Below are 17,736 nucleotides of genomic sequence, written 5' to 3'. Positions count from 1 at the left end.
CATCGCGCGGCTGGGAACGCCTGACCAGATCGAGCGCGAGCAACGGGCGCCATCAAATGTGCAGCACCCGGGCACCCTTCGCACCCTCCTGTGGCAGTTCGACTCGAACCTTTAAAGCGATGACAAGAGCAGCGAACAGCATCACAACGCCAGCGATAACGAAAACGCCTGTGACGCCTCCAAGCCCGAACATTATGCCTCCCAATGCCGCGCCGGCGGCGATAGAAGATTGCACCGCAGCGACGACCATGCCGCCAGCCGTTTCCGCCTGATCTGGCACCGCGCGGGCGACCCAGTTGGACCAGGCGACAGGTACGCCGCCGAATGCCAAGCCCCAGAGAGCCACCAAGAGCATCAGGCCGATGCCTTGGACTGGCAATAAAATCATGCCGAATGCCGTCAAGCCCACCAGCGCGGGCATGATCACTAAAGTAGCATGCAAGCTGCGCTCCATCAGCCAGCCGGCCAGCAGCGTGCCAATGAAGTTGGCGACACCAAAACCCAACAGCATCAGCGACAAACCGTTGACATCAATATGAGCAACGCTTTCAAGAGCGGGGCGAATATAGGTGAACAACGCATATTGCCCCGTATGGGCAAGTACACAGCCCAACATCCCGATCCCGATCCCCGGGCGACGCAGCAGTCCCACGACCGAGGCGGTGCGCATCATCGCGCGCGGTGCCATGCGGGGCAGTGTGAACAATTGAAACAGCAGTGTCAGCCCCCCGACACCCGCGGCTGCCATAAACGCACTGCGCCAGCCATATATGCCCCCTAAGTAGCTGCCCAGCGGTACGGAAACGACCGTCCCGATGGCGATACCGCTGAAGATAATGGATAGCGCTCGCGGCACCAACTTCGCTGGCACCAGCCGCATCGCCACGGCCGCCGCCATGCTCCAAAAGCCGCCCAACGCGACGCCCAGCAGAATGCGCATCACTAACAAAACTGTCAGGCTCGACGATAACGCCACCAACAGGTTCGACGCGATCATCAGCACGGTGAAAGCCAGCAAGACGACACGTCGGTCAAAGTTACGCGTCAGGCGCGGCACTGACAGCCCGGCGAACATGGCCACGACGGCCGTCACCGTGACCGCCTGACCAGCTAGCGCCTCCGACACACCGAGATCGATGGCCATCGGGGTCAACAGGCTGGCTGGCAGGTACTCCGCCGTCAGCAGGCCGAAAACTCCCATTGCCAGTGAGAATACCGCCATCCATGCCGCCGCCGCTGGCTCCACGCCAGATGCGTCGCTCGCGTTGGGCGATCGCCCGTTTTCCAAAACATCAGTGTTCATCTTTAAATCCCTAAAACGATCAGAATCGAAACTCTAGAGCTAAAGACCAGGATGATCTATGATGACAAGTCTCGATGTTTTGATCGAAACGCCTAAAATGACCAAGAAGAACCAAGTTTCGCTGTCCTCTAGTCTCGTCAGTGAATTGTTGATGGGTATGCGCCTGCGTGGAGTCCAGTACCGCCGCATTCAGACCGGTCCGGATTTCGGCATAGGTTTTGAAGACATGCCGAACCACGCCTACTTCCACTTCGTGGCTTTTGGCACTGCCTACATATGCACCGACGATGGTGAGTTGCATGAGCTGTCCGCCGGTAACGCGGCGTTCATGCCGCACGGTAGGAGGCACCAACTGCTGTCGGCCGACGGTGTGGCATTCCAGGGCATCGACCAGTTTGATGCCGCGCCCCTGGGCGAATCCGTTAGCGGCGTAGACACATGTCCCAGTACCGCCTCCGTGCCCAGCGCGGTTATTTTTTACGGCTGCATGGAATTCGATCTCGGCGGCATGCAAGGGGTCGGCAAGTTGATGCCCGCCGTCATGCTAGCCGACACGCAAGCGCAAGCTTACCCTGGCTTATTGCCGGTGCTCGATTCAATGAAGCGCGAAATCTGCGCCGGTCGTATTGGCTTCGCAGGCATTTTGGCCCGACTGGCGGAGGTGGCGGCAGCAATGATCGTGCGCGGCTGGATTGAATGCGGGTGTGAAAACGCGTCCGGTCTGCTTGCAGCATTGCGCGATCCGCGCCTCGCGCTTGCCATATTGGCGCTGCACCGCCAGCCGGGACGGGAATGGACTGTGGCACAGTTGGCTGCGGAGTCTCACGTCTCCCGTTCTGTCTTCGCACGACGCTTTCAAACCACCATCGGGGTGCCGCCCCTGCGGTATGCCACGGAGTTGCGGATGCGCCTTGCGAGACAATTGCTCACCCATGAAAAGGTGTCGATCGACGCCGTCGCGCGGCGCCTAGGCTATACCTCCCAAGCCGCGTTCAGTCGTGCTTTTAAGCGCGTCATCGGCAGGCCGCCGGGTGGCGACCGGGAAAGGCTGTGAGGATCATGGCTGTCGGACCGCCTGCATTCCGCCGCGAGCCAAACAAAGCGCAACCTTATGGAGTCGGCTGACTCTTTTGGTCGTCTTCCGTAGTGGCGTTGCCGCCGATGCCGCTGGCCCCGCCGCGCTGTACCAGGCCGACATCGTGCAGGCCGCCTTCATGTTCGCCGCCGATGCCTTCTGAGTCGTCGGAGTGCTGGCCGCCGTGACCATGCTGGTCCGCTTGGCCGCCCTTGTTGACGCCCTGACCGCTGTCGGCGCCTTCGGTGCCCGAATGTTTGGTGCCGCTCAGGCCGTCGGTGGCGCCCTGGCCGCCTACGGATTGGTCGTGATTGCCATTGCTCATTGTCGTCTCCGGAAAAGTGAGGTTGATAGACAATGTTAACCCCGGTTAGTACACCATGGTGTCAGCGAAGTACCGCTGCGCAAGTAGGCGCAACGCTACTCCGCATCCTCAAGCCTTGCGGATGCGGAGTCCGTGTTTGCAGATCTAGGACATCTGGGAAGACGTCGCTACCAAGGTGGTTTAGACCGGCAACGGCGCATCCCAGGCCACCAGCTTTTGCTCGCGCAGCTCGTGCCAGAAGGCCGCCGGAATCACTTCGGCCAGCGCCGCCTGGTCCTCGGCGATGCGTTCGGGACGGCTGGCGCCCGGGATCACGGCGGCCACCGCCGGATTCGCCAGCGAGAATTGCAGCGCCGCCGATTTGACGCTGACGCCGTGCCGCTGCGCGACCGCCTTCAGCCGCTCGACCTTGGCGAGGATTTCCGGCGGCGCCTTTTGATACTCGAAGTGCGTGCCGCCGGCTAGAATCCCCGAGCTGTAGGGACCGCCAACGACGATGTCGACCTGCTGCTTCGCCGCCTGCGGCATCAGGCGCTGCAACGCGCGCTCGTGGTCGAGCAGGGTGTAGCGGCCCGCCAGCAGCGAGACCGTCGGCCGCGCCTCGTCCAATTCCATCGCCAGTTCGATCGGTTCGACCCGGTTGACGCCCAGACCCCAGCCCTTGATCACGCCTTCGTCCTGCAAGCGCGCCAGCACGCGGAAGGCGCCGGTGCGGGCGATCTCGAACTGGGCCAGCCAGCCGTCGCCATAGAAGTCCTGCGCCGCGTCGTGCACGTAGACGATGTCGAGCCGGTCGGTCTTCAGGCGCTTGAGGCTGTCTTCGATCGAGCGCAGCGTGGCGTCGGCGGAATAGTCGTTGACGATCTTGTTGCGGCGGCCGAATTCGAACAGTCCGCCTTTTTCGCCCATCTCGCGCTGCGACGGGTCTTCCAGCTCGTCGAGGATCACGCGGCCGACCTTGGTGCTCAGCACGTAGTCGTCGCGGTTGCGCTTGGCCAGCGCGTTGCCGAGGCGGATTTCCGCCAGGCCGGCGCCGTACAGCGGGGCGGCGTCGAAGTAGCGCACGCCCTGGTCCCAGGCGGCATCAACCGTCGCCAGCGCTTCTTCTTCGGGGATGTTGCGGAACATGTTGCCCAGCGGTGCGGTGCCAAAGCCGAGCTTGCCTTGCAGCAGGTCTTTGATGGACATAAAAAAACTCCTGTTGGTGAATGTGGAACCAAGTATAGGTTGACGGGTTGATGCTGTCTAAGACATGATTTGTCTCTCTTGAGTCCTTTGAGGTCTGATATGCTCGATCTGCGCCAGTTGCAATACTTTGTTGTCGTCGCCGAGGAGGAGCACGTCGGCCGCGCGGCGGAAAAGCTGCATATCTCGCAATCGCCGTTGAGCCGGCAGATCGCCCAGCTCGAAGAACGACTGGGTTTGATGCTGTTCGAGCGCAGCCAGCAGCGCATCCGGCTGACGCGCGACGGCCGTGTGTTTCTCGACGAGGCGCGCTCGCTGTTGACACACGCCAAGCGGCTGGAATCGCTGGCGCAACGGCTGGGGCGAGGCGATGAGGGCGGCCTGTGCATCGGCTATATCGAGCATGCCATGCATTCGGGTGTGCTGCCCAACGGTTTGCGGGTGCTGCGGGCGTCGCGCCCGCAGTTGCATATCGCGCTGTACAACATGCATTCGGCGGAGCAATTGGAGGGGTTGCGCCAGCGTAGTCTGGACATCGCGCTGCTGGTGGAGCCGCCGCTGGCCGACGATCCGGATTTGCTGTGCGCCAGGGTGCTGGACGATCCGATGCTGCTGGCGCTGCCCGAGAGTCATCCGCTGGCGGCGGTGGCCCAGGTGGCGCCGGCCGATCTGGCGGGCTTGGAGTGGATCGCCGTGCGGCACAAGGAAAGCATGCTGAGCAGGGATGAGTTCGTGGCGGCGTGCGCGGTGGCCGGCTTTACGCCGAACATCAAGATGGAGGCGACCGAGCCGCTGACGGCGTTGGGGCTGGTGGCCGCCGGTCTTGGGGTGGCGGCGATCCAACAGAGCTTGCGGCATCAGGCCCCGGCCGGAGTGGTGCTGCTGGAATTGCCCTGGTTTGCCTATCGGACGCCGTTGTGGCTGGTTTGGCACAGGGTGAATCTGCGGCCGCTGGTGGGGATCTTCCGCGAGACGCTGCTGGCGCTGGCCGACGGCTAAGACCATTTCAGATTTTTGTTGACGGACGCGGACGGAATCCATATCATTTGCAAAACAAATGACAACGTTGGACATTTTGCCGGACACGGCAACATGCCGGCGCTGCGGCAAATATTCAAGGAGACTGTGTGGCAACGATTCACGATGTGGCGGAGAGGGCCGGTGTGTCCATCAAGACCGTCTCGCGGGTACTCAACGGCGGGACCGAGGTGTCGGAGAAAACCCGAACCCGTATCGAGCAGGCCATGCGCAGCCTCGAATTCACGCCGTCGGCGGCCGCGCGCATGCTACGCGGCCGTCCGACGGGGCTGGTCGCCGTCATCGCCGAAAAGCTGACGACGACGCCGGATTCGTCCGAGATCATCAAGGGCATCCAGCTGGTGTGCGAGCAACTGGGCAAGGTGATGCTGATCGGCGAGACCGGCGGCCATGCCGATGTCGCCAACCGGCTGGTGGCGGACATGCGCGAGCGGCGGGTCGAGGCGATCCTGTTCGCCACGCCGTTTCACCGCGAGGTGACCGTCGAGCCGCTGCTGGGCAGCACGCCGACGGCGCTGGCCAACTGCTTCGAAGCGCCGAGCCGCTACACGCAGGTGGTGCCGGACGACGAGGGCGGTGGCTACGCGGCCGCGCAAATCGTGCTGCAGGCCGACCACCGCGATATCGCTTTCCTCCAGCTGATTCCAGGCATGGTTGCAACCGGATTGCGTCTGCGCGGCTTCGAGCGCGCGATGCGCGAGCACGGCGTCACGCCGAATCCCGATTGGCTGATCCACGGCGCGGAAGCGGGCGACGCCGACGAGTTCTCGCACCTTGCCGACGCCGTCGACCGCCTCTTCGCCAGCGATAACCGGCCCACCGCCATCCTGTGCGGTAACGACAAAATGGCGATGCGCGTCATCTTCATTTTGCAGCGGCGCGGCTTGCGCGTCCCGGCCGACGTGTCGATCGTCGGCTTCGACGATTTCCGGCTGATCTCCGAGGCGCTGGACCCCGGCCTGACCACCGTCGCGCTGCCGTACCGCGAAATCGGCGAGCTGTCCGGCCGCCATGTGCTGGAGCAGTCCTCGGCGCCGGCGACCACCATCCGCGTGCCCTGCGTGCCGGTCATGCGCGGCACCGTCGCCGCGCCGTCGGCCAGCGCGGTCCAGGCCATGCAGGCGATGAAGGCCAAGCGATGAGGCGCGGCCTGTTGGTGGCGCTGTTGGCCGCGACGGCACTGCCGGTGCTGGCCGCGCCGGTGCAAATCAAGCTATGGCGCCACGATACCGGCGACGCCGAGATGGCCTCGGGCAGGGCGGCCGTGGAGCGGTTCAATCGCTCGCAGCAGAAGTGGCAAGTGGTGGTCGAGGCGATTCCGCAAGGGTCGTACACGGAGTCGATCACCGCCGCCTCGCTGGTGGGTCAACTGCCGTGCATCATCGCCATGGACCAGCCGACCGTGCCGAACTTCGCCTGGGCCGGCCATGTGCGCGCGCTCGACGCGCTGCTGCCGGCCGACGCCGTGGCCGGGCTGCTCGAAGGCGGACGCGGAACCTACAAGGGACAGCTGTATAGCGTGGGCCAGTTCGACGTGGCGCTGGCGCTGTTCTCGCGCCGCTCGCAGCTCGATGCCCTGGGGGTGCGGATTGCGACGATGGAGCAGCCCTACACGGCGGCCGAGTTCCACGACGTGCTGGCGAAGGTGAAAAAGAGCGGACGCTATCGCTTTCCGCTGGATCTGAACGGCCGATTCAAGGGCGAGTGGTACAGCTACGCGTTTTCGCCCTGGCTGCAAAGCGCCGGCACCGACCTGATAGACCGCGATGGCTACGTGCGCGTCGACGGTGTACTCAATAGCGACGCGGCGGTCGCCGTCGGACGCTATTACGGCCGCCTGTTCAAGGACAAGCTGGTCGAGCGGATTCCCGCCGACGACAAGGCTTTCGAACAAGGCCGCTCGTTGTTTCACTACACCGGCTCGTGGAAGGCGCGCGAGTACAGCGCACAATACGGCGACGACCTGGTGGTGATGCCGCCACCGGACTTCGGCCACGGTCCCAAGATCGGCGCTGCCTCCTGGCAGTGGGGCATCACGCGCAGCTGCCGCCAGCCAGAGGGCGCGGCGGCCTTCCTGGCGCACCTGATCTCGCCGGCGGAAATCGCCGCCGCGTCGCGCGACACCGGGCTGGTGCCGGTGAGCGCCGAGGGCGCGGCGTTGACCGACCATTATCGTCCGGGCGGCGACTGGCGCATCTACTTCGAGTTCGCCAAGCGCTATGCGGTGTCGCGGCCGGCCAGTCCTGCCTATCCGGCGATGTCGTCGGCGTTCGAAAAAGCGATGGCCGATATCCGCAGCGGCAAGGATGCCACCGAAGCGTTCGACGAGGCGGTCGAGGCGATGGAACACAATATCTCACGCAACAACGGTTACGGTTTCGCCGTGCGCAAAACGGGGAGCGGTTCATGAAAACCAAACTTGGCCGGGAAAGTCCGTTCGCGGTGGCGGCCTTCGCCTCGCCGGCATTGCTGTTGTTCGCGCTGTTCGTGGTGCTGCCGATGCTGCTCGCAGCCGGCGCCACGATGACCAATCACCGCCTGATGTCGCCGGAGCCGACCAAGTACATTGGCCTGGACAATTACCGGCGCCTGCTGGCGCTGAACGTCGCCGTCGTCGATCCGGTGCGCGATGCGCAGGGCGCCGTCGTGCGCGACGAGGAGGGCGTGCGTTACCCCACCTGGCGGCAGGTTCGCAAGGACAAGCCGGAGCTGGAGGGTTACCGCCCCGCGTTCCAGATCGATATCGGCGAATCGCGCATCGTGCTGGCGGCCACCGATCCCTTGTTCTACCGCTCGCTGATCAATACCTTCCTGTTCGCGGCGCTGGTGCTGCCGTTGCAGTGCGGTGCGGCGCTCGGCCTGGCGATCCTGGTCAACCAGAACATACGCGGCCGGGTGTTTTTCCGCACCGTCTACTTCGCGCCGGTGGTGACGTCGATGGTGGTGGCGTCCATCGTCTGGGCGTTCATGCTCAATACCGATCGCGGCATGCTCAATGAGCTGCTGCGCGGCCTGCTGCACGATCCCGACGCGGGACCTGACTGGCTGGGCGATAGCCGCTACGCCTTGCCCGCCATCGCCTTGATGTCGGCCTGGCAGGGCGCCGGTTTCCAGATGCTGGTGTTCCTGGCCGGGTTGCAGTCGATCTCCCACGAGTTGTACGAGGCTGCCACGCTAATGGGCGCCAACGCGTGGCAGCGCTTCGTGCATGTGACCTTGCCCGGCCTGCGCAACACCATCATCTTCGTGCTGGTGTCGACCACCTTGCTGGCGTTCGGCCTGTTCACGCAGGTCGATGTGATGACCTCCGGCGGTCCGCTCGATTCGACCACGACGGTCGTGTATCACGCGGTGCGCAGCGGCTTCAAGGAGCAGGACGTCGGCTACGGCTCGACGATCACGCTGGTGTTCTTTGTCATCGTGCTGGCGCTGTCGGCGTTGCAGCGCATGCTGGTGTCGAAGGGAGACGCGAAATGAATGTGAAAACGAGCCGCACCTTGCGCGATATCGCGCTGTTCATCGGCATGAGCGCCATCGGCATTGTGTTCATCGCACCGCTGCTGTTCATGTTCGTATCGTCGTTCAAGAACGATAACGCGATCTTCGCCGATTTGAACAAATTGTCCGCCTACCTGCCGTCGGCCGACTGGTCGATGCGGAACTATACGTCGGTGTTCGAAAAGAGCGACCTGCCGTCCTTCCTGCTGAACTCCACGTTGATCGCCGCGCTGGTGGTCGTCGGCGGCATCATCGTCAACAGCATGCTGGCGTTTTCGATCGCCCGCATGCGCTGGCGCGGACGCAATCTGGTGCTGGCGCTGGTGGTCGCGATGGTGATCGTGCCGTTCGAGGTGATCGCCATTCCGCTGCTGTCGCTGGTGGCCAAGCTGCCTTGGCCGGCCATCGAGCATGGCCAACTGGTGATGCACACCGGCTGGTTCAACAGCCTGCATGTGCAGGTGATCCCGTTCCTGGCAAATGCCTTCTGCGTCTTCCTGTTCTACCAGTTCTTCCGCGATATTCCGCCGGAGCTGGACGAGGCGGCGAAGATGGACGGCGCAGGTCCGTGGACCGTGTACGCCAGGATCATCATGCCCAACAGCGGTCCGGTGATCGCCACCGCCGCCATCGTGCTGTTCATCTCCGCGTGGAACCAGTACCTGTGGCCGATCATGGTGATACAGGGCGAGGCGTTCCGGCCGGTCCAGCCGGGCATACAGCAATTCTTCGGACGCACCAATTCGTGGGGGCAGATCATGGCCTACGCATCGGTGATTACTTTACCCGTGCTCGCGGTGTTCCTGGCGTTTCAGCGGCAGTTCGTCGCCTCGGTCGCCGGGACCGGCATTAAAGGATAACTTGGGCTAACGTGGGCTAACTTTGGACTACACATGACACTTAAACTGAACGATAAATTCATCTGGGACTTCTGGCATTTCGAGGAAGCGGGGGAGCAGCATTTGTTCTTCCTGCAGGCCAACCGCTCGATCGGCAACCCGGATCTGCGCCACTGGAACGTCTCGGTCGGCCACGCGGTGTCGCAAGACCTGCGCAACTGGACTTCGCTGGGTACCGCGTTCTGCCCGTCTGCCTCGCCGGCTTGGGACGACTTCACCACCTGGACCGGTTCCGTGATCAAGGCCGAAGGGCGCTATCACCTGTTCTACACCGGCACCTGCCGCGCCGAAAAGGGTATGCGCCAGCGCATCGGCCATGCCACCTCGGATAGCCTTGACGGCCCATGGGAGCGCGTCGGCAGCGGCCTGGCGCTGGATCTGGACGAGCGCTTTTACGAGGAATACGAAGAGGGCCGCTGGCACGACCGCGCCTTGCGCGACCCATGGGTGCTGGCCGATAAAATCGACGGCCAGTATCACATGTTCTACACCGCCCGCCGCACCGACGGCCCGCTCTATGAGCGTGGCGTGATCGGCCACGCGGTGTCGCCGGATCTCGTGACCTGGACGGCCACGAAGCCGGTCTACGCAGGTGGCCACTATGGTCAGCTGGAGGTGCCGCAGGTGTTCGAGCGCGATGGCCGCTGGTACTGCGTGTTCTGCAACGTCGCCGCGCATTGGAGCGAAGAGATGCGCGCGCAGTACAAGGGCGGCGTCTCCGGCACCCACTATCTGGTGGCGGACAATCCGCTCGGACCATGGCAGCCGGCGCCGGGCTTCCTCGACGGCGACATTCCATGCCGCCGCTATGCGGGAAAAATCCTGCGCGATCCGGTGACAGGCGCCGATTGCCTGATGGCGTTCGAAGATGCAGGCGTGGATGGCCAGTTCGTCGGCCAGATTTGCGATCCGATTGCGCTGCGCTTGGAGAACGGCCTGTACGCGATCGACGATTCTTTCGGACAGAAATGACAACGATAGACAGCCATGTATAAAAATTAGAAAGCTGGAGGAGACAATATGAACTATCGCTACGCCATCGCCAGTCTTGTGCTGGTGGCCACGCGGGCGGTGGCGGCAGCCGACGCGCCGCCGCTGGCACGTTGGGGGCTGGACGAGCAGGGCGGCAACCAGACCGTCGAACAGGTGTCCGGACGTCGCGACCAGGTGAACTATGTGTTCAACCGCGCCCGCTTCAAGCCCGACTCGGCGCCGTTATGGCGGCCGCCCGCTGGCTGCATCCATCAAAGCTGCCTGCTGTTCGACGGCTATTCGACCGACGTGACGGCGCCGCCGCTCACCAGCGCCCAGCTCCAAGGCGGCTTTACGCTGAGCGCCTGGGTGGCGCCGCATGCCTTCGAATGGGGCGATGGCGGCCATTACTCGGCGTTCGTCAGCCAGTTCGACGCCGAGGCCAAACAGGGGTTCTCGTTCGGCGTCTACCGCTTCGGCACCTGGGGCATCAAAGTGGGCCTGGGCGGAAGTGTTGTCGATGTACGCGTCACCGATCGCAAGCTGCCGCGCGATGCCTGGTCGCATGTGGCGGCCAGCTACGACCCGGCCAAGCGGAGCGTGGCCCTGTTTTTGAACGGCGAACTGGTGGCAAATAAGGCCATGCCTGCCGCGGGGCGGTTCGCCATGCCGGATCTGCCGCTGACGATAGGCCGCTACTCGAAGCCGGAGCAAGTTGGCGGCGTCTTCAAACTGAATACCTTCCTCGGCCTGATGGACGAGGTGCGCATCGGCGCCGGTCCGTCCGACGCCGCCGCAGTGGCCCGCATCGTCGCCGCCGATCTGGCGCCGCGCGCGGGCAAGGCGCCGAGGTTGTCGCCGGCCGATATGAACATCCCGGCCAGTACCTTCGACGGCGACCGTCATCGCCCGCAGTATCACGTGATGCCCGATGCCGGCTGGATGAACGAGCCGCACGCGCCGTTCTACTATCAAGGGCGGTACCACCTGTTCTTTCAAAAGAATCCGTTCGGCCCTTTCTGGCATCAGATCCATTGGGGCCACTGGGTCAGCGCCGACATGGTGCACTGGCGCGAGCTGCCCATGGCGCTGGCGCCGGAAGACGACGGCCTGGCGACCGATGGCATCTGGTCCGGCAGCGCGACCCACGCGGCCGATGGAACGCCCGTCCTGTTCTTCACCGCCGGTAACGACAAGGCGCGGCCCAACCAGCGCACCGGCATGGCGACGCCTTGCGATTTGCGCGACCCCGACCTGGCGTGCTGGAAGAAACATCCAACGCCGGTCACCTTGCAAAAGCAGGGCATGGGACGCTTCGGCGAGTTCCGCGATCCGTTCGTGTTCCGCGACGGCGACCGCCAGCGCTGGTTCCAGCTGGTCGGCTCGGCGCTGCCGGGACGCAGCGGGACGGCGCTGGTGTACGAATCGTCGGACTTGATCGACTGGAAGCCGCGCGGTCCGTTGTTCTCGATCGACGCCAAGCCTTTCCCCGACTTCGAAAAAACCTGGGAGCTGCCGGTGCTGCTGCCGATCGGTAAAGGCGACGATGGCCGCGAGCGGCACGTGTTCCTCAACGACGTGCGCGGCCAGGCCTATTACTGGATCGGCGTGTTCGACGCCGCCAGCGCGCGCTTCAAGCCCGATGGCGATGCGCCGCGCGTGTTCGATGTCGGCCAGGGTCACTTTTCCGGCCCAAGCGGGTTTGTCGACCCCAGGACGGGCCGCTCGATCGTCTTCTCGATCGCGCAGGGCGAACGTACGCTGCGGGACGAGTGGGACGCCGGCTGGGCGCACAACGGCGGCCTGCCCATCGCCCTGTCGCTGGGCGGCGACGGCGATCTGCGGCTGGCGCCCATCGGCGAGTTGGCCAGCCTGCGCCGCCGGCAGTTGGTTGATCTGCGCGACGTCGGCGTGGATGAAGCGGCCAAGGCATTGTCGGCGCTGCGCGGCGATGGACTGGAGATCGAACTGGAGTTGGCGCCGTCGTCGCAGACGGCGAAGCGTGGTTTGAGCGTGCGGGTGGCGCCGGGGCGGGCCGAGGCGACCGATGTGTACGTCGACGGCGCCGCGCGCCGCCTGGAAATCGACCGCACCGTGTCCACCTTGGGCAAGTCGTACGGCGTGCAAGGCGGAGCCTTCGATCCGGGATCGGAGAACCTGCGCCTGCGCGTGTTCCTGGACCGCTCGATGGTCGAAGCCTACGTCAATGAGCGCAAGAGCCTAACCAGCCGCGCCTACCCAACCCGCGCCGACGCGGACGGACTGGCGTTGCTGGCCGCTCCCGGCGACCGCGTCGTCTCGCTCAAGGTGTGGGCGATGGGCGCCACCGTGAAAGGAAACTGATATGGCCACAATCGCACTGCAAGGGGTGGGCAAGACCTACCCGGGTAAAGAGTCGCAGTACATTCTGCGCGGCGTCGACTTCACGATAGAAGACGGCGAGTTCGTGGTGCTGGTCGGTCCCTCGGGCTGCGGCAAATCGACTTTGCTGCGCATGATCGCGGGGCTTGAGGAAATCAGCGCCGGCGAGATCCGCATCGATGGCGTGACGGTCAACGACACGCCGCCCGCCAAGCGCGGGCTGTCGATGGTGTTCCAGAGCTACGCCCTGTATGCGCATATGAGCGTGTTCGAGAACATCGCCTTCGGCCTGCGGCTGGCGCGCGTGCCCAAGGCGGAGATCAAGGTCGCGGTGCACTCGGTGGCGAAGATGCTGCAAATGGAGCATTTGCTTGAGCGCCGTCCTCCGCAACTGTCCGGCGGCCAGCGCCAGCGCGTCGCCATTGGCCGCGCCATCGTCCGTAAGCCACGCGCTTTTTTGTTCGACGAGCCGCTGTCCAACCTGGACGCCGCGCTGCGCGCCGACATGCGGGTCGAGATCGCCCGCCTGCACAAGCAACTGGCCGCCACCATGGTCTATGTGACGCACGACCAGGTCGAGGCGATGACCCTGGCCGACCGCATCGTCGTGCTGGGGCCTGCCGGCGTGCAGCAGATCGGCGCGCCGATGCATCTGTACGATCATCCGGCCAATGTGTTCGTCGCCGGCTTTATCGGCAGTCCGAAAATGAATCTGTTCGGCGGCTCGCTGGATGCGGGTGGCCGCTTGCGGATTGGCGGCGCGGCGCTGGACTGGCCGGCGCCGGCCGGTGTGCGGCCGGGCGCCGTGACGGTCGGCATCCGGCCGGAACATCTGGTGGCCGACCCCCATGGCGCGATACAGGGCGAGGTAATCCTGGTCGAAAGACTGGGCGCCGAGTCGTATGTCCATCTGGCGGTGGCCGGCCTGGCCAAGCCGCTGATGGTCGTGGTCAAAGGCGAGCCGCCGGCGGCCAACGCCGCCTGGCGCGTGAGCCCGATGGCGGGCAGGGTGCACGTTTTCGACGAAGGCGGCTTGCGCATCGCGCCGGCGGATGTCAACAACATGACGGCCGGCGTGGCCGGCGCAGCGGAGGCGGCATGATTATCGTATGTGGCGAGGCTTTGTTCGATGTGTTTTCCGACGGTGATACCGACACCGGTTTTGCCTTGTCCGCGCGGGTTGGCGGTTCGCCCTTCAACCTGGCGATCGGCCTGGCGCGGCTGGGCCGGCGGCCGATGTTCTTCGGCGGGCTGTCGGCGGACCTGTTCGGCCGCAAGCTGGCCGATACGCTGGCGCGCGAAGGCGTCGACACCTCCTGCGCGCCAAGGCCGGATGCGGCGACCGCGCTGGTCACCATCGATGTCGACGCCGATGGCGTGCCGGCCTACACCTTGTACGGCGACCAGACCGCCGACCGGTCCGTGACCGTCGCGGACCTGGAGCGCGTGCCGCCGGATGCGGCGGTCATCCATGTCGGCTCGTATTGCATGGCGATCGAACCGGTCGCATCGACCTTGCGGACGCTGGTCACGCGCCAGCACCGCCGCAGCCTGATCGCCTTCGATCCCAACGTGCGGCTGACGATCCAGCCGGACCGCCAAATATGGACCGACGCCATCGCGTGGATGCTGCCGATGACGGACCTGTTGAAAATCAGCGACGAGGATATCGGCCACCTGTATCCCGGCCTGCCGCCGCGCGCCTTCATCGACATGGCGCTGGATGCCGGCGTGGCGCTGGTGGTGGTCACGCGCGGCGGCGAGGGCGTGCTGGCCGGTACCGCGACACTGGCGCTGGAACTGCCGGCCGTCAAGGTCGATGTCGTCGATACCGTCGGCGCCGGCGATACCTTCTAGGCGGCGCTGCTGGCGCACCTGGGCGAACGGGGGCTGCTGACGCGCGCTTCCTTGAATCAACTGGACGGGCTGGCGCTGCAATCGGCGCTGGCCTTCGCCGGCCGCGCCGCCGCCATCACCTGTTCCCGGCGCGGCGCCGATATGCCACGGCTGGAGGAGGTGCGCGACCAGCGATAAAGCCCTTTACCCCTCATGACAACGTTAGACAACCGAAACTTACACAAGCCGTCGAAGCGCGGCTGATAATCATAAAAGGAGATGCGAAATGACCTATGCAATCAATCGTTATAACCGCTACATCGTTCGTTCGGCGGCCCTGGCGATCTGCCTGGCGCCCGCGCTGGTGTTCGCGCAGCAGAACAGCAGCGCCACGGCCACCCCCGCCCCCACCGCCGCCGTCAGCGGCCAGCCGGCTGCGGATGCCAACGGCGCCGATCCGCAGGCGGTCGTCATCGTCACCGGCGTGACCAAGTCGACGACCAAGAAGAACGCGACGTTCTCGATCAACACGCTGACGGCCGAGGAGATCCAGCGCCTGGCGCCGATGAGCACCGCCGACATGCTGGCCAATTTCCCGGGCATCTACTCGGAAGGCGGCAGCGCCGGCGAGGCCAGTAACAACATCACGGTGCGCGGTTTGCCCGTCACCGGCGGCTACCGCTTCGCGCCGCAGTTGATCGACGGCTTGCCCGCCTTCGAGGAGCCGGAAGCGCCGTTCATGAACAACGACATCTTCATCCGCGACGACCTGATGACCGAGAGCGTGGAGCTGGTCAAGGGCGGTCCGGGCGGCATACTCTATTCGAATGGCCTGGGCGCGACCGTCAACCATGTGACACGCACCGGCGGCGACAAACTGGCGGGCGGCTACAAGATCGAATACGCCGACTACGGCTTCATCCGGCAGGACGCCTTCGTATCCGGGCCGCTGAGCCCCAACCTGACCGGCGCCGTCGGCGGCTTCTATCGCCGCAGCGACGGCGTGCGCGACACCGGCTACACCGCCGATCGTGGCGGCCAGGTACGCGGCAATCTGGTCTACACCAGCGACGACCGCAAGACCACCTTGCGCGGTGACGCGCTGGTGATCAACGACCGCACCGCGTTCTATCAGAACCTGCCCATCTCGGTGCCGCGCTTTGCCAACCCCGGCACGCCGTCCAATCCGACCAAGATCAACCAGGACAACATCGAGCCGCTGGGCATCGACTTCGCGCACGGCACCACCGCCTCGCAGTACAACCGCAGGTTCAACATGATCGGCGAGTACGGCACGCGCACGATCGACCAGGCCGACGGCATCCACCCCGATTTCAAGATCTTCACGTTGAGCGGCTCGCACGAACTGAAGGACGGATGGAAGCTGTCCGCCGGATTGCGGCACACCACCGGCAGCAACGGCTTCAACGCCGTCTTCACCGGCAATGACACGGCGACATCGACCAACTTCCTCAACTCACGCTATCAGAACGACGTGATCTCGCCGGCGCACGGCGCGGCGCTGGCCTGCAACCTCGATAACGTCAAGCTGAAAGGCTTTTTCAACGTGCCGGCCAGCCAGGCCTGCGGCGCCTTCGCCAACATCAGCCGCGAAGACTTCATCAGGCGCTACGCCAAGGCCACCGGCGTGGCGGGACGCTATCTGAACGACGGCAGCGCGGTGCCGGCATCGGCGAACCTGAACTTCATGATTCCGTTCGTCGCCGACGTCGACGCCTCCAGCACTTCGCTCGACCTGAAGACGCAGAAGTCCTTCGAATTGAAGGGCGCGCACGATCTGACGTTTGGCGTGTACAAGAGCCGCTACAGCTACAAGCCCAACTTCCAGCAGGCGTTGTTGGTCAGCGACGTCTCGAATCAATCGCGTCCGGTCGATCTGATCGCGGTGGACGCGCAGGGCAACCAGGTCGGCCCGAGCCTGACGCAGGGCGGGGCGATCCTGCCGGGATGGGGCGGTTTTGTCAGCGACATCCACGGCGACGGCAACGCCGCCTATCTGCTCGACCACTGGGAAACCATGGGCAGCAAGCTGAAGATCGATGCCGGCGTGCGCTGGCAAAACCTGAAGGCGGACGGCGTGCGGCGCGACCGCAACGTCATCACCGATCTGACGCCAGCCAATGTGGTGGCCGGCTCGATCCAGGATACGACGGCGGACAATGAAGTGAGTTTGCCAGGCGCCGCGCAGACATTGAACAAGACGTATCACGGTTTCGGCTGGTCGCTCGGAGGTAACTACAGCTTCAGTAAAGCCTTCGCAGTGTACGGGCTGGCGTCGGACTCGTTCCGCCTGCCGAGCCTCGAGGATATCAACAACCTGACCACGGCGACGGCCACCGTTGTCAACGGCAGGACGGTGGAGGTCAGCGCGGTGGAGCATATCCGCCAGTACGAAATGGGTTTGCGTTATCTGACGCGTGGTTTTGGCGCGTCGGTGGCGGCGTTTTATAACAAATTCTCGCCGCGCAGCGCCGTCAATATCTACAAGGACATCCAGTCGTCGCAATGCACCAGCGCCGGTGGCGTCACGCAGATCAATTCGTGTCCGGACGTGGCGCAGTTGTACCAGCGCGGCATCCAGAACGTTGGCGCGGAAGTCGAGTTGTCGTGGCGTCCGGCCGCCGTCCAGGGCCTGGAGTTGAAGGGCAATCTGGTGATGCAAAATCCGAAGGTCAAGGGCGCCAATTACACCACCACGCAGGAGGACAAGGACGCGCAGGGCGTCATCACCGGTTACCACTACGTGCAGGTGAGCGAGGACGGACGCCGTCCGCGCCGTTTGCCGAAGGTGATGTTCAACTTCATGCCGTCGTTCGACCTCAAGCCGCTGACCGACATCCCGGTAAGCGTGTACGCGCAGTACCAGCATTACGGTTCGCGCTTCTCCGAGGCGTCCGACAGCAACGTGACCTTGTTCCCGTCGTATCACATCATCAACGCCGGCGCGCAGTACCAGATCACCGAGCGTTTGAGCGCGCACCTGCACGTGGCCAACCTGACCAACCAGCTGTCGTTCACGGAAGGCGACCCGCTGTTCAACGACCTGCTGTCGCCGGACGGTTCGCGCAACCGTGGCGTGGCCAGGCCGCTGTTCGGACGGACATTGCGGTTCAGTCTCACCTATATGTTCTAAGTTGACCCGGAACGCCGGCCTCGATGTCGCGGCTTCGTGCGTTGACATACAGAGACCGGCCGTCCCGGGACCTAGAATGGGCCGATACTC

Annotated in this window: 15 protein-coding genes; 12 read left to right on the top strand and 3 right to left on the bottom strand. The window is 64.3% G+C overall.

Annotated elements, in window-relative coordinates:
* Positions 1-52: 52 nt before the first annotated feature.
* On the bottom strand, positions 53-1,303 hold the full coding sequence (locus BMX85_RS16050; RefSeq protein ID WP_090319934.1) for an MFS transporter: 1,251 nt from the start codon (positions 1,301-1,303) through the stop codon (positions 53-55).
* A 58-nt stretch (positions 1,304-1,361) separates the two neighbouring features.
* Between BMX85_RS16050 and BMX85_RS16045 the strand changes: the two genes are divergently transcribed.
* Complete coding sequence (locus BMX85_RS16045) at positions 1,362-2,357, top strand: AraC family transcriptional regulator (RefSeq protein ID WP_090319931.1); 996 nt, start codon at positions 1,362-1,364, stop codon at positions 2,355-2,357.
* Between the two features lie 55 nt (positions 2,358-2,412).
* On the opposite strand, the gene BMX85_RS16040 is transcribed toward BMX85_RS16045, so the two are convergent.
* Together BMX85_RS16040 and BMX85_RS16035 are read right to left on the bottom strand one after the other, a co-directional pair.
* Positions 2,413-2,703: a hypothetical protein gene (locus BMX85_RS16040; protein ID WP_090319928.1), complete on the bottom strand. Its 291-nt coding sequence runs from the start codon at positions 2,701-2,703 to the stop codon at positions 2,413-2,415.
* A 180-nt stretch (positions 2,704-2,883) separates the two neighbouring features.
* Positions 2,884-3,891, bottom strand: a complete 1,008-nt coding sequence (locus BMX85_RS16035) for an aldo/keto reductase (protein ID WP_218147344.1) — start codon at positions 3,889-3,891, stop codon at positions 2,884-2,886.
* 99 nt (positions 3,892-3,990) lie between these two features.
* Here BMX85_RS16035 and BMX85_RS16030 point away from each other — a divergent pair, with 99 nt between their 5' ends.
* From BMX85_RS16030 to BMX85_RS15985, 11 genes are all read left to right on the top strand, one after another.
* Complete coding sequence (locus tag BMX85_RS16030; protein WP_090319925.1) at positions 3,991-4,887, top strand: LysR family transcriptional regulator; 897 nt, start codon at positions 3,991-3,993, stop codon at positions 4,885-4,887.
* A gap of 128 nt (positions 4,888-5,015) precedes the next feature.
* Positions 5,016-6,068, top strand: coding sequence for a LacI family DNA-binding transcriptional regulator (locus BMX85_RS16025; RefSeq protein WP_090319922.1), 1,053 nt, complete (start codon positions 5,016-5,018; stop codon positions 6,066-6,068).
* On the top strand, positions 6,065-7,336 hold the full coding sequence (locus BMX85_RS16020; RefSeq protein WP_090319919.1) for an extracellular solute-binding protein: 1,272 nt from the start codon (positions 6,065-6,067) through the stop codon (positions 7,334-7,336). The genes BMX85_RS16025 and BMX85_RS16020 overlap by 4 nt, the downstream gene beginning before the upstream one ends.
* Positions 7,333-8,403 (top strand): carbohydrate ABC transporter permease, encoded by a 1,071-nt coding sequence (locus tag BMX85_RS16015; protein WP_090319916.1) that lies wholly within the window; start codon positions 7,333-7,335, stop codon positions 8,401-8,403. Before BMX85_RS16020 ends, BMX85_RS16015 begins: the two co-directional genes overlap by 4 nt.
* Complete coding sequence (locus tag BMX85_RS16010; protein WP_218147343.1) at positions 8,400-9,284, top strand: carbohydrate ABC transporter permease; 885 nt, start codon at positions 8,400-8,402, stop codon at positions 9,282-9,284. Before BMX85_RS16015 ends, BMX85_RS16010 begins: the two co-directional genes overlap by 4 nt.
* 33 nt (positions 9,285-9,317) lie before the next feature.
* Positions 9,318-10,295 (top strand): family 43 glycosylhydrolase, encoded by a 978-nt coding sequence (locus BMX85_RS16005; RefSeq protein ID WP_090319913.1) that lies wholly within the window; start codon positions 9,318-9,320, stop codon positions 10,293-10,295.
* A 48-nt stretch (positions 10,296-10,343) separates the two neighbouring features.
* Positions 10,344-12,638, top strand: a complete 2,295-nt coding sequence (locus tag BMX85_RS16000; protein ID WP_090319910.1) for a GH32 C-terminal domain-containing protein — start codon at positions 10,344-10,346, stop codon at positions 12,636-12,638.
* A 1-nt stretch (position 12,639) separates the two neighbouring features.
* Complete coding sequence (locus BMX85_RS15995) at positions 12,640-13,758, top strand: ABC transporter ATP-binding protein (protein ID WP_090319908.1); 1,119 nt, start codon at positions 12,640-12,642, stop codon at positions 13,756-13,758.
* Positions 13,755-14,513 carry a carbohydrate kinase family protein gene (locus BMX85_RS15990; protein WP_229210496.1) on the top strand — a complete coding sequence of 253 codons (759 nt, stop codon included), beginning with the start codon at positions 13,755-13,757 and terminating at the stop codon, positions 14,511-14,513. Before BMX85_RS15995 ends, BMX85_RS15990 begins: the two co-directional genes overlap by 4 nt.
* A 51-nt stretch (positions 14,514-14,564) precedes the next feature.
* Positions 14,565-14,690, top strand: a complete 126-nt coding sequence (locus BMX85_RS31310) for a hypothetical protein (RefSeq protein ID WP_255372384.1) — start codon at positions 14,565-14,567, stop codon at positions 14,688-14,690.
* Positions 14,691-14,778: 88 nt separating this feature from the next.
* Positions 14,779-17,646 carry a TonB-dependent receptor gene (locus BMX85_RS15985; RefSeq protein WP_090319905.1) on the top strand — a complete coding sequence of 956 codons (2,868 nt, stop codon included), beginning with the start codon at positions 14,779-14,781 and terminating at the stop codon, positions 17,644-17,646.
* Positions 17,647-17,736: the final 90 nt, after the last annotated feature.

Source organism: Duganella sp. CF517 (assembly GCF_900110275.1).
GTDB lineage: Bacteria > Pseudomonadota > Gammaproteobacteria > Burkholderiales > Burkholderiaceae_D > Rugamonas.
Note: the sequence above shows the minus strand (reverse complement) of the source record. Positions and strands in the feature narration are given on the sequence as shown.

What these genes read in the sequence shown, in the direction of transcription:
- BMX85_RS16050 (WP_090319934.1), bottom strand. Translation starts at nt 1,303, where the DNA reads ATGAACACTGATGTTTTGGAAAACGGGCGATCGCCCAACGCGAGCGAC.
- BMX85_RS16045 (WP_090319931.1), top strand. Translation starts at nt 1,362, where the DNA reads ATGATGACAAGTCTCGATGTTTTGATCGAAACGCCTAAAATGACCAAG.
- BMX85_RS16040 (WP_090319928.1), bottom strand. Translation starts at nt 2,703, where the DNA reads ATGAGCAATGGCAATCACGACCAATCCGTAGGCGGCCAGGGCGCCACC.
- BMX85_RS16035 (WP_218147344.1), bottom strand. Translation starts at nt 3,891, where the DNA reads ATGTCCATCAAAGACCTGCTGCAAGGCAAGCTCGGCTTTGGCACCGCA.
- BMX85_RS16030 (WP_090319925.1), top strand. Translation starts at nt 3,991, where the DNA reads ATGCTCGATCTGCGCCAGTTGCAATACTTTGTTGTCGTCGCCGAGGAG.
- BMX85_RS16020 (WP_090319919.1), top strand. Translation starts at nt 6,065, where the DNA reads ATGAGGCGCGGCCTGTTGGTGGCGCTGTTGGCCGCGACGGCACTGCCG.
- BMX85_RS16015 (WP_090319916.1), top strand. Translation starts at nt 7,333, where the DNA reads ATGAAAACCAAACTTGGCCGGGAAAGTCCGTTCGCGGTGGCGGCCTTC.
- BMX85_RS16010 (WP_218147343.1), top strand. Translation starts at nt 8,400, where the DNA reads ATGAATGTGAAAACGAGCCGCACCTTGCGCGATATCGCGCTGTTCATC.
- BMX85_RS16005 (WP_090319913.1), top strand. Translation starts at nt 9,318, where the DNA reads ATGACACTTAAACTGAACGATAAATTCATCTGGGACTTCTGGCATTTC.
- BMX85_RS16000 (WP_090319910.1), top strand. Translation starts at nt 10,344, where the DNA reads ATGAACTATCGCTACGCCATCGCCAGTCTTGTGCTGGTGGCCACGCGG.
- BMX85_RS15995 (WP_090319908.1), top strand. Translation starts at nt 12,640, where the DNA reads ATGGCCACAATCGCACTGCAAGGGGTGGGCAAGACCTACCCGGGTAAA.
- BMX85_RS15990 (WP_229210496.1), top strand. Translation starts at nt 13,755, where the DNA reads ATGATTATCGTATGTGGCGAGGCTTTGTTCGATGTGTTTTCCGACGGT.
- BMX85_RS15985 (WP_090319905.1), top strand. Translation starts at nt 14,779, where the DNA reads ATGACCTATGCAATCAATCGTTATAACCGCTACATCGTTCGTTCGGCG.